The organism is Pseudoduganella sp. GW821-FHT12E03, from assembly GCF_058807115.1.
Genome location: NZ_JBXAQJ010000010.1, coordinates 75085 through 86808 on the forward strand (window position 1 = coordinate 75085; position 11724 = coordinate 86808).

Here is an 11724-nt window from a genome sequence, read left to right on the forward strand (position 1 = left end):
TTTCCCGATGTCCCGGCCGCCGCCATGTCTTCACCGTCCCGCACCACGTCATTACTGCAACAGGCCGTCGCGCTGCACCAGCGCGGCAGCCTGGCGCAAGCCGAAACCCTGTATGGCGAGGTGCTGCGGCTCGAGCCCGCCAACTTTGATGCGCTGCATTTGCTGGGCGTGCTTGCGCGCCAGGCCGGCGCGTTTGATGAGGCGATCCGGCTGATCGGGCAAGCCATCGCCATCGATGCCGGACGCGCCATTGCCCATTGCAACCTGGGCGCCGCGTTGCAGGATGCGCAGCGCCACGGCGAAGCGCTGGCCAGCTTCAACCAGGCGCTGGCCTTGCAGCCGCATTACCCGATGGCGCTGGCCAACCGGGGCAATGCGCTGCGCCGCCTGGGCCGGCTGGCCGATGCGCTGGCCGATTACGATACGGCGCTGGCGCAGCAGCCGGCCTATGTGGAAGCGCTGTGCAACCGGGGCGCAGTGCTGCACCAGCTGGGCCGCCCGGACCAGGCGCTCGACAGCTATGGCCAAGCGCTCACAGCAAAGCCCGGCCACAGCCCGTCCTATGCGGGCGCCGCCATCACCTTGCAAAGCCTGGGCCGCTATGACGAAGCGGTGGAGGCTTACCGCAATGCGGTCGAAGCGGATCCGGACAATGCGCAAGCATGGAGCGCCTACGGCACGCTGCTGCTGCGCATGGGCGACAGCCAGCATGCGCTGGTGTGCCACAACCGCGCGCTGGCGCTGCAGCCCGGCAATGCGCAAGCGCACCTGCATTACGCCAATGCGCTGCGCGCGCTGAACCAGATGGATGACGCCATTGACGCGTACCGCGACGCGCTGGCCTGTGGCGCCGATACGGAGGCCGTGCGCTATCACCTGGCCGCGCTGGGCGTGCATCCCGCGCCCGCCGCGCCGCCCGCGCACTATGTGGCGGCGCTGTTCGACCAGTATGCCGACGGCTTTGACCAGCACTTGCAGCACGTGCTGCATTACCGCGTGCCTGGCTTGCTGATGGAGGCGCTGGCTGGTCGCCTCGGTGCGCCGGCGCTGGATGTGATCGACCTCGGTTGCGGCACCGGCCTGTGCGGCCCGCTGCTGCGGCCGCATGCGCGCACGCTGGTGGGTGTGGACTTGTCGCCGCACATGCTGGAACAGTCGCTGCGGCGCGGCGTCTATGATGAACTGGTGTGTGCCGACATCACCGCCGCGCTGCAGGGCCGCAGCGCCGACCTGCTGGTGGCGGCGGACGTGCTGGTCTACCTGGGCGATTTGCAGCCGCTGTTCCGCGCGGCCCGCCAGGCGTTGCGGACCGGCGGCCGGCTGGCGTTTTCCGTGGAAGCGCTGGAGGATGGTGGCGACTATGTGTTGCGCAGCAGCGGGCGCTATGCGCATGCGGCCAGCTACCTGCGCGCGCTGGCGCAGGCGCATGGTTTAACGGTGGAGAGCCTGGCTGCGCAAGCCTTGCGGCAGGATGCCGGCAAAGATGTGACAGGCTATATCGCCGTGTTGTCGCGGAATCCGTAGGGCGGTTTGCGCGTGGCGCAAGCCGCCATGCATGCATGGTCCGCTTACACCGTCCGCCGCAAACGCCCCTGCAGCGTATCCTGCAACGCCTGCCGCAAGCGCGGCGCCGCCTGCGCATAGCCATACTGCACCGAGCGGTCATCGAGCCCGGCCAGCGTGCGGCGCAGCGCGTCATCCGGTTCACGCAGCCATTGCGCATAGGCGCGCAGCAGCGCCACGTGGTGTTCGGCCCAGGCGCAGCTTTCCTGCGCCGCGGTCGCCAGCAACTGGTCCGCATAAAAACCGGCAGCCACCAGGTCGCCATCAAGCAGCGCGACTTCCGCCGCGCTCAGGTAAAACCGGTACGCGTTGTGCGCCAGGCAGTCGCGCGTCAGATACGCCGCGCCCTGCAGCAGCGCGCGGCGGCGCACCGCGCCGTCGCGGGTAAACAGCGCCTGGGTGCCCAATACCCACGGGCCGATAAAGTTGTGCAATTGCAGCCGTTCCATTTGCTGCACGGTGGCGTTGATTTGCCGTTCCGCCAGCAACTGGTCGCCGCGCAGCCAGGTGATGCGGGCCTGGCTCTCCATCAGGAAGGTTTCAAAGCGCGAACTGCCCAGGGTGCGCGCCAGTTCCAGGCCGGTTTCCACCTGTTCGGTGGCGGCATCGAGGTCGCCGTCGGCCACCAGCGCCCATCCGGCCGTCATGCGGGAAAACGTTTCCGCGCGGCGGTTGCCGACTTTATGGGCCAGGCTGGCCGAGGCCAGCGCATCGCCGACCGCGCCTTCGGTGTCGCCCAGGTAAATGCGGGTCGAACCGAGCGCCGCGCGGTTCGACGCTTCGATATGCACGTAGCGGTGCCGTTCGCACATGGCCAGGCACTGGCTGAACAGGTCGAACGCCTTGCGCATGCGGCCCTGCGCATAATACGAGTCGCCCACGCCGGACAGCGCCCGCGCCTGGGTTTCGCTCATGTCGGCCGCTTCCGCGTAGCGCGCCGCATCTTCGTGGTAGCGGCGGCACTCCGTGTAATTCCCGCGCGGGAAGTAGATATTGCCCTTCAGGTACAGCAGCTTGCCCAGCGCCGCTTCGGCCCCGACCGACAGCGCCAGCGGCACGGTTTCATCGAGCAGCCGCTCTTCCTCTTCCAGTTCTTCCAGGATGTTGAGCACACCGGCCAGGCCGATCACCGCGTCGATCTTGTCCTGTGGCCGTCCGGACAGCATGATCGCGTGCTGGTAATACTGGCGCGCATTGCCCATGTGGCCCATGCCATGGCTGGCGTGGGCGCGCAGCAGCGCCAGCGCGAAGCTGGAAAAACTGGTGGAGTCGTACGCGTTGCACGACGCCGCCAGGTCCAGCGCCGCTTCGAACTGGTGCCGCTCCAACCGTTCGCGGATCGCGTGCAGCATCATCTCGAGCGCGCCCGGATCATTGGCGCGGTACAGGTGGTGCGCGCATTGCGCGGCATCGCGTTCACGCCACGCCAGCGCCGCCACGCCGTGCAACTGGCGCAGTTGCTGCGGATCGATGCTGTCGTAAATGCAGTGCATGACCAGGTCGTGCACGAAGCAGGCATCACCAGCCGTCACGCGCAGCAGGCTGTCGCGGCCGGCCGCCTGCGGCTCGTAACCAATATCGCCCAGCGCATCGCGCAGCAAGGCCAGCTCGAAACGCGGACCCAATACCGACGCCATGCGCAGCGCTTGCCTGTGCTGTGGCGGCATGCCGTCCAGGCGCGCCTGGATCAAGTGTTTCAGGCTGTCCGGCAGTTGCTGGCCGGGACTGGCCAGCAACTGGGTCAGGAACAGCGGGTTGCCCTGCGCGCGCTCGACGCAGCGGGCGCGGTAGGCGGGATCGACATCGGTGAACTGGTCGGCCAGCGCCATGGCTTCGCGCGCCGGCATCGGCGCCAGGTCGAACACGGTCAACCCGAGGTCGGCCATTTGCTGGCGCAGCGCGCTTTCCAGCGGATCGTTTTCCACGCGCGACGTGATCACCCACAGCACCGGCGCCTCATGCGACAGCGCCAGCAGCGGTCCCAGCGCTTCAAACAGGTAAGGGTCGCCCCAGTGCACGTCTTCCAGCGCGATCAGCTGCGGTTCCGTCATGGCCAGGCGCAGCACCAGCATTTGCAGCGCGCGCGCCCAGCCCTGGTCGCGCACGTCCTGGCTCATCGCCGCATACAGCGCATGCTGTTCCGCATCGAGCCGCACACCGGCCAGCACGTGGTAGAACAGCGTGGTTTCCTGCGGCAGGTACAGCCGCGCCACCAGGTCGGCAATCGCCTGCGAATCGCCCTGCGCCGGATGGGCGCCCAGCGCCAGCATGCTGCGCGCCAGCTGCTCCAGCGGCGCGCGCCAGCCATGGTCGGCGCCCGCGTGTTCCGTATGCACGACGCCGGTGTCGAGGACGTCGGTCGTGTGGCAGCGCATGCCGGCGGCGCGCGCGATTTCCATGAATTCCTGCGTCAGCCGGCTCTTGCCGACGCCGGCCACGGCGCGCACATACATGATATGGCCGGCCTGGCTTTCCAGCACGCCTTCCGCCACCGCCTTGAACTGGCGCGTTTCCGCATAGCGGCCAATCAGCGGCGGCAACTGGCTGGCGTCGCTGGCGGCGGGTTTGGAAAACAGCAGGTAGCCGCTGTCGCGCACCGCTTCATCGGCAAACAGGAAGCGGTGTTCCAGCAGCGGCAACAATTTGCGTTCCACGTACAGCGGCAAGCGAAACGGCAGCACGGACGAGCCGGGACGGGGCGGCTGGCGCATGTCCGGCGCGCTGCCGATGGCGGCGCCACATTCCCAGCGCGCCAGGCGCACCGCCATCGCGCGGCCGCCGTGGGTCAGCAAATGACGGTTCAATTCCATCGCGCAGCGCATGCAGCGTTCCGCATCGCTGCGGTAAGCCTGCGGCAGGCCGAACGCCGCCGAGACCACGCACCCGTCGATGCCAGTGATTCTGCCGCCGAATTGCTGCAGGATGGCGCCAATGTCGCGCACGATGGCGCTGTCGGCGCCGGGCGGGGTGGTCAATTCCGCGTGCAGCATCACCACATAGCGCACCACGTCTTCGTATTGCAGGTCATACAGCGCAGCCACGCCGGGCGGCAGGGACGATGGCGCCGTTGGCATGCCCGGCGCCGGACTGGCGGCGGCATATCCCACATAGGGCGAGGCAAGCGCGGCGTGCTGTGCCGCGCCCGTGGCGGAGACGCCGGCACGGGGCGCCGCATCTTGTGGCAGCGTGGCGGCCATCGCAGCGGCGGACAGTGTTTCCGGCGCCGCCATCAACTGGTCCAGCTCCACTTCGAACACCTGCGCCAGGTGGCGTGCCGTACGGTACAGCACGATCTTGCCGGTTTCCGCGCGCTTGATCGAGGCGATCGACACGCACAGCTGGTTCTGGAAACACAGGTCGGCCAGCGCTTCCTGGCTCAGCCCGCGCGCTTTGCGCAGCCGTTTCAGCAAGGTGGCGTCCAGTAGCACGCGGCCGTCCTGCGGCAGCGGTGTGTCGGATTGGTGAATGAGGGAAGAATCCAGGCTCATGGCTCAGGCACTATAACATTGCCAGCAAGCCCGGGGAGCATGGCACAATTGGTTTCTACTAAAATGCAACCATCCCCGCCAGCGGCCGCAATGGCCGCAAGATGCGCTTGCCGACATTGGGCGACGGATCATGCGGCGTGAAGCTGGCGGTCAGGCTATGCGCATTGGTGCCCAGGTAATTGCCCCGGATCGCCCCGACCACGCGGGCGCCGGACTCGAAGCGCAGCTGGCCCACCAGCACATACGGCACCGACACCGTCGAGTACGTCAGCGCGATGGCGGCGCGCATCGATCCGTGCGGCGGCACGTTGTACGGCGTGTCGAACGCCCAGTCGGTCATGCGGGTGACGGCGCTGTTGGCCACATAATCAACCGGCTCATCGGACAGGATGAAGTCATCGCCCGAGACGCCCGGCACGCCATAGCGGTACTCGACATCCGGTCCCAGCGTTGCGGCAGGCATGTTGGTCCAGGACGAGGTTTCCGTAATGGCGATGGTGCCGGCCAGGGTATGGACGCTGGGCTGGCCGCCATGGTTGGTGACCACTTCGCTGTACTGGCTGGCCGGGCTGGTGCGCAAGACGCAGGCATGTGCGAAGTCGTATTCAATATGCAACACTTCTTCAATGCTCAGCACGTGGTCGGTCACGCTGGTGGCCCACACCACGCCGCGGCTGTCGTCCGGCCCGGTGCCGGCGCGGATCGAGAAATTGCCGTCATCCTGCATGGCCGCGTAAAACTGCTGACCCTGCGCCGTCATTTGCGTACCCCAGTGCCAGCCGCAATTGTGGGCCAGGTCGGAACCCTGATAGATGCAGAAATTGCCATCGCTTTGCACCAGTGCGAAATAGCTGCCCCGCTCTCCCGCCTTGCGGCTGCTCCACAGCAGCCCCTGTTCCTCATCCGTATCGATGCCCCGGTACACCCGCCACGTGCCGTCATCGTGCAGTGTGGCGAAAAACAGGCCGTTGGCGGACACCAGGAAGTCACCCATCTGCAAGATCTGGTTCATCGGCAGGTAGGCCGCGAAGCGGCGGCCGCCATGGGTGGGGAAGGGGGGCGACGCGATGGCGTCGTGGTCGATGTGCTGCATGGCGGGTTCCGGCAAGGTCATGGCGCCAGTATCACCGTGTGCGGTGCCAGGCGACAGGACAGCGTGGTGTCAGTTCGGTATCAGTTGCACAGATCGCCGGTTGTCGTCAAAAATGAACCCACCTTCGCTTGGATACGCGCATGAGCTCACTTGAAATCGTTGCCAATATCGTCATGGCGCTGGCCATCATCCTGGCCGGCCGCAACAACATCCATTCGTGGTGGCTCGGCATCGTCGGTTGCGCGCTGTTCAGCGTCCTGTTTTATGGCGTCAATTTGTACGCCGACGTGGCGCTGCAATTGTTCTTTATCGTCACCTGCATCATCGGCTGGCGCGAGTGGGCGGCCGGCGACCATGGCAAAGCGATGCCGATCACATCGGTAAAGCCAGGCACGATGGCGTGGATGGCGGCGGCCGGCATCGCGGGCGCGGCAGCGTACGGGTTGATGCTGCACCTTTACACGGATGCGTACGCGCCGTTCATTGATTCATCGGTGCTGGCGTTTTCCATCATTGCGCAATTGCTGCTGATGGCGCGGCGCATCGAAACCTGGCCGGTATGGGTGCTGGTCAATGCGGTGTCGGTGCCCCTGTACCTGAGCCGGGATTTAAAGCTGACGGCGCTGCTGTATGCGGGGTACTTTGTCAATGCGCTGGTGTCGTGGCGCTGGTGGCGCCAGCAAATGCTGGCCGCCGCGAAAGTGCAATACTGATTCCAAGCAAGGGTGTTCCCGGCTGTATCACTTTTTGCCGGGCTCTTCAGGCGGCGTGCCGGAGGCCCGGTAAGCGCTGGGTGTCACACCCATGCGTTCGCGGAACGCGGTGGCGAAGTTGCCGGCATTATTGAAGCCGATCAGCAAGGCGATGTCCTGAACATCGATCTCTGTTTCGCGCAGCAATTGCACGCCACGGCGGATGCGTTCTTCGCGGATGAAGGCAAAGACGGTCATGCCGGTTTGTTCGCGGAACAGCTGCGACAGTTTTTCACGGTAGGTGCCGACGCTGCGGGCAATCTCGGACAGGCTGGGCAGGGCCGCCAGGTTGTCGGCAATCAGCCGCTTGGCGGCGCTGACAATCACGGCGTCCGGGTTGGCGGGCAGGGCGGGCGCGGGCGGCTGTTCCTCGGCATCCTTGCGCGTGCGCTTCATCAGGTTCAGATGCACATGGATGCGCGCCGCCAGTTCGCCCGGCGTAAACGGCTTCGACACGAAGTCCACGCCGCCGATCGACAAGCCCATGATGCGGTCTTCCGCCGCATCGGCGCCGGACAGGAAGATCACGGGAATGTCATGCGTGGCCGGATTGGCCTTTAACAAGCGGCAGCAGGTATAGCCATCCATGCTGGGCATGCGCACGTCCAGCAAGATCAGGTCGGGCTGCTGGGACAGGGCCAACTGGTAGCCCTGCAAGCCATTGAACGCGACCGAGACGCGGTAAGGCATTTCGCTCAGCAAGTCCACCAGCATGCGCTGCTCGAACGCGGAATCATCCACGATCAGGATCTTGCGCACATTGGCATCACTGGAAAGGTACATTTTTCTACTTGGGACTCGTTGAAGCAATCATGCAGTGTTGCGTATTATGCCTCCCTTTGAAAAAATTTTGCCGGTTTCTCCGCTTGCAAAAGGATTGTCACTTCCGACAAAAGCAGCAATTTTTTAGCTGGCAAATAATGACTTCTAAGTTGGAAAGTGGAAATCCATTGTTCCCTTTAGGAGGAAGTGCAAAATGAAACATACTGATTTTGGCCGTATGCCCTGCCCGATCGCCCGCAGCCTGGGTAAAGTGGGGGAGTGGTGGAGTATCCTGATCTTGCGCGATGCATTCTATGGGCTGACCCGTTTCGACGAGTTCGAAAAGAGCCTGAAGATCGCACCGAACATGCTGACCCGCCGCTTGGCCGGGCTGGTTGAAGGTGGCTTGATGGAAAAGCGCCAGTACAGCACCCGTCCGCCACGTTATGAATATGTGCTGACCAAAGCCGGCCGCGATTTCAAACCAGTCTTGCTGGCCTTCATCGCCTGGGGTAATGAACACCTGGCGCCGGAAGGGGCCAGCCTGCTGGTGGTGAGCCGCGAAACCGGCAAGCCGGCCGACCAGGTGCTGGTCGATGCGGTCACCGGACTGGCCATCAATGATGAAGACTATATGTTTGCGGCGGGTCCTGCCGCCAACGACTTGATGAAAATGCGGCTTGCCGACATGGGCCGCCGCGGCGTCCAGTAGAGGCCGTTTTAATTGGCCGCAACGTTGTTGCAGCTCCTTGCCGTGCCGGCGCACTGTCTTCGTCGCTGCGCCTGGCTGCGGTCATTGAAACGACCACTATTTGGTCAAGCCGGTCACAATTGCTCGTAGACCACCCTGGCCACTCTGGCCAGGGTGGTTTTGTCCAGAACACCGGACACCGCATATCCCCACTGTCCGTCAATCCAGTAATACACGGCAACCTGGCCATCTTGCGCATAGCGGAAGGCGGTATCCCGTCCATCGCCTTTCACGGCACTGATATACAAGGTCAGCCGTTGACCGGCCGCGTCCGCATACATGATTTGTGCGACCGGGCCCGCGTCGCCCGGCAAGATCCGTCCTCCCACCAGGTCGAAACCATGGGGCGCCAGCCGGGGCGGCTGCAATGGCATGCCCAGCCGTTTCGACAGCCACGCCGTCAAATGTTCCTGCTCATCCGCACCGACTTCCACCGGATGCCGCACTTCCGGTAAATACACGGCATGGGCCTGCAAGGCGCGGGCGGCCAACGCCGGCCCGGGTGAGGCTGCGCGCAGTTGCTGTTCGGCCAGGTAGGCGTGGGCGACCCAGCCCAGCGCCGCGCTCGAGACCATCAGCGCCACGCTGGCGGCATAGCGGCGCATCGGCCACAGCCAGCGCGACAGGATGCGAGTGCGCAACATCGCGCGCGGGATGGTTTCATCGAGGACCGGGCCGTACAGCGCGTGCAGCGCGATGTTTTGCTGGCGGTAGGCGCGCAGCCGCTCGCCTTCCTGCGGATGGTTTTTCAGGTACGACGTAATGTCGGATTGCCGTCCCGGCTCCAGTTTGCCATCGACCCACGCCTGCAAATCGACTTCCGTGACGGGGTTCATTTGACCACCTTCAGCGGCGAGGCTGGCGCTTGGCCCAACATGGTCAGGCGCAGCCGTTCACGGGCCCGCGACAGGCGTGACAGCACGGTACCGAGGGGGATTTGCAGGATTTCCGCGACTTCGTCGTAACGCATTTCTTCCAGCGCCACCAGGAGCAGGACTGCGCGCTGTTCGGGCGGCAATTGCTGCAATGCGGCTTGCATGTCGCGCATGTCCAGCCGCTCTGGCGCGGGCGGCGAGGGGGGGACGATGGGGCCGTGGCGCTGCCGCTCTGTATACAATCCGTGCAGGATACTGAACAGCCAGGGCCGCATCTCGCTGCCGCGCCGCCACGTCGACAGCCGGTGCCAGCCGCGCTCCATGGTGTCTTGCACCAGTTCGTCGGCGGCGGTCCGGTCGCCCACCAGCGCCCGCGCATAGCGGCGCAGGCGGGGGATGCAGGCTACCAGGCTGTTGCTGTCATCGGGCATGGCGTTTCCTTCCAAAGACCGTGGGCGCGTGTAGTCACAGTATGCCATTGCTTGTCCGAAAGCTGCGGCCAGTCGGTAACGTGCGCGTGTACATTACGAGCATAAGATAAACATCCTGAAAGCGGCGCTTCCATTCCTGAGGAGAACCGTATGAAACCATTGAAAATCGCGGTGGCGATCGCCGCGTTGCTGGGGGCTGTCACGGCCCAGGCGCAAGCGCTCGACAAAGCCGACCAGGCAATGCTGAAACAGCTGGCGCAAGCCAATATCGCTGAGATTGAGGCGGGCCGGATCGCCCTGGACAAGTCGCAAAACAGTGAAGTCAAGGCCTTTGCCCAGCAAATGATCGATGACCACAGCACGGGGCTGCGGGCGGTGTTGGCGGTGGCGCAAAGCAAGGGGGTGGTGTTGCCGACCGAGCCGGATGCGAAACACAAGGCGATGGGGAAAAAGCTGCAGCGCCTGTCGGGCGATGCGTTTGACCGCGAATATGCGGCACAGGCCGGCATCAATGACCACCGTGCTACCCACGCCTATGTGCAAAAAGTGCAGTCCGACGCCAAGGATGCCGATGTCAGGGCGCTGGCCGCCAAACTGGAGCCGACCGTTGCGCGGCACTTGAGCCACGTGGAAACACTGAGCGCCAGCCTGGAAGGCGTGAGCCCCCGCACGGCCGGCACGCCGCCACCGGTGGGGACCTCCGCCGATACCGTCACGAGCACGGGCGCCTCGGGCGCTGCCGGCAATACCGGCGCCGGCCGCTCGCACAGCCCGGAAGCCAGTGCCGCCAGCAAGACGCCCGCCAAGCCGGCCAAGCCCAAGGCCGACAAGACCAGCGGCAATACCGACCACCCGGACAACCCGGCCAACAAGGATATCCATCCGCCGCTGAAACAGTGAACGACAGTGAAACAACCGTGATACGTTGACATGGTGAAACTGGGCGGTATTGCCCGGCGTTGATGCAGCATGGCGGCGGCATCGGTAAAATGGCGCCCCATGCTTGCCATTCTTGCCGTTACCTTTCCCTTTTTCGCGCTCGTGCTGTGCGGCTATCTCGCCGTACGGCGCGGCATGCTGCCCCTGGTTGCCATTCCAGGCCTGAATACCTTCGTGCTGTATTTCGCCTTGCCGTGCATGCTGTACCGCTTTGGCGCCACCACGCCGATCGCGCAATTGCTGGATCCGGGAGTGTTCACGGTCTACCTGCTGTGCGCGCTGCTGATGGTGGGCATCACGATGGCGGCCACATTAAGCCACCGCATCGACTGGAACAATGCCGCGTTTGGCGCGCTGGTGTCGGCTTTCCCGAACAATGGCTTCATGGGCGTGCCGCTGCTGCTGGCGCTGATCGGTCCCCGCTCTTCCGGGCCGGTCATCATGTCCATCGTGATCGACATGGTGATCACCGCGTCGCTGTGCATTGCGTTGTCGCGCGTGGGCAGCGGCAGCGGACGGGCCGCGGTCGTGAATGCGCTCAAGGGCGTACTCGGCAATCCCCTGCCGTGGGCCATTGCACTGGGGGCGCTGACCCAGGTGTCCGGCCTGGCGTTGCCGGAACCGGTGGACAAAACCATAGCCTTGCTGGCCGATGCGGCGTCGCCGGTGGCCTTGTTTACCATCGGTGCGGTGCTGGCCCGCTCGCAAATGAATACCGCCGATGCCACGCCGCTGCGCGACTATGTGCCGGTGGCGCTGAAAAAACTCGCGCTGCATCCCTTGCTGATGTGGTGTATCGGCCACGGAGCGCTGCGGCTCGGCTTGCCCCTTGATCCGGCCGCGCTCGATGTCATCATCCTGGTCGCCTGCCTGCCCAGCGCCAGCAATGTCGCCATGCTGGCGGAGCGCTATGGCGCCAACACGGGGCGAATTGCCCGCATCATCCTGGTCTCGACCGCCCTGTCATTTTTAACATTTTCCGGCGTCGTCGCAGTGTTGCGCTGAACTTGTGGAATAATGCGACATTCCGGATAGTGCACTGCGGCAATATCCGCGATTCGCCTTATCCT

General features: G+C 64.6%; 10 protein-coding genes. 5 read left to right on the forward strand and 5 right to left on the reverse strand.

Annotated elements, in window-relative coordinates:
- The first annotated feature begins 24 nt into the window (after positions 1–24).
- Complete coding sequence (locus AC1RRC_RS24165; RefSeq protein ID WP_493058094.1) at positions 25–1524, forward strand: tetratricopeptide repeat protein; 1500 nt, start codon at positions 25–27, stop codon at positions 1522–1524.
- Positions 1525–1568: 44 nt separating this feature from the next.
- Here AC1RRC_RS24165 and AC1RRC_RS24170 read toward each other — a convergent pair whose 3' ends face one another.
- Together AC1RRC_RS24170 and AC1RRC_RS24175 are read right to left on the reverse strand one after the other, a co-directional pair.
- Entirely contained in the window at positions 1569–5051 is a 3483-nt protein-coding gene (locus AC1RRC_RS24170; protein WP_493058095.1) for an ATP-binding protein, read from the reverse strand.
- A gap of 58 nt (positions 5052–5109) precedes the next feature.
- On the reverse strand, positions 5110–6165 hold the full coding sequence (locus AC1RRC_RS24175) for a hypothetical protein (RefSeq protein WP_493058096.1): 1056 nt from the start codon (positions 6163–6165) through the stop codon (positions 5110–5112).
- 119 nt (positions 6166–6284) lie between these two features.
- On the opposite strand from AC1RRC_RS24175, the gene pnuC reads away from it, so the two are divergent.
- The gene (gene pnuC / locus AC1RRC_RS24180; RefSeq protein ID WP_493058097.1) at positions 6285–6857 is read left to right on the forward strand and encodes a nicotinamide riboside transporter PnuC; all 573 of its coding nucleotides are present in this window, start codon (positions 6285–6287) and stop codon (positions 6855–6857) included.
- A gap of 27 nt (positions 6858–6884) precedes the next feature.
- Here the strand turns inward: pnuC and AC1RRC_RS24185 are convergent, their stop codons facing one another.
- Complete coding sequence (locus tag AC1RRC_RS24185; protein WP_493058098.1) at positions 6885–7679, reverse strand: response regulator transcription factor; 795 nt, start codon at positions 7677–7679, stop codon at positions 6885–6887.
- Between the two features lie 193 nt (positions 7680–7872).
- On the opposite strand from AC1RRC_RS24185, the gene AC1RRC_RS24190 reads away from it, so the two are divergent.
- Positions 7873–8370, forward strand: a complete 498-nt coding sequence (locus AC1RRC_RS24190; RefSeq protein ID WP_493058099.1) for a winged helix-turn-helix transcriptional regulator — start codon at positions 7873–7875, stop codon at positions 8368–8370.
- Between the two features lie 113 nt (positions 8371–8483).
- Here the strand turns inward: AC1RRC_RS24190 and AC1RRC_RS24195 are convergent, their stop codons facing one another.
- Together AC1RRC_RS24195 and AC1RRC_RS24200 are read right to left on the reverse strand one after the other, a co-directional pair.
- Positions 8484–9245 carry an anti-sigma factor family protein gene (locus tag AC1RRC_RS24195; RefSeq protein ID WP_493058100.1) on the reverse strand — a complete coding sequence of 254 codons (762 nt, stop codon included), beginning with the start codon at positions 9243–9245 and terminating at the stop codon, positions 8484–8486.
- Positions 9242–9715 carry an RNA polymerase sigma factor gene (locus tag AC1RRC_RS24200; protein WP_493058101.1) on the reverse strand — a complete coding sequence of 158 codons (474 nt, stop codon included), beginning with the start codon at positions 9713–9715 and terminating at the stop codon, positions 9242–9244. The genes AC1RRC_RS24195 and AC1RRC_RS24200 overlap by 4 nt, the downstream gene beginning before the upstream one ends.
- Before the next feature lie 150 nt (positions 9716–9865).
- On the opposite strand from AC1RRC_RS24200, the gene AC1RRC_RS24205 reads away from it, so the two are divergent.
- Both AC1RRC_RS24205 and AC1RRC_RS24210 read left to right on the forward strand, forming a co-directional pair.
- Positions 9866–10615, forward strand: a complete 750-nt coding sequence (locus tag AC1RRC_RS24205; protein WP_493058102.1) for a DUF4142 domain-containing protein — start codon at positions 9866–9868, stop codon at positions 10613–10615.
- A 99-nt stretch (positions 10616–10714) separates the two neighbouring features.
- Complete coding sequence (locus AC1RRC_RS24210; RefSeq protein WP_493058103.1) at positions 10715–11659, forward strand: AEC family transporter; 945 nt, start codon at positions 10715–10717, stop codon at positions 11657–11659.
- Positions 11660–11724 lie beyond the last annotated feature (65 nt).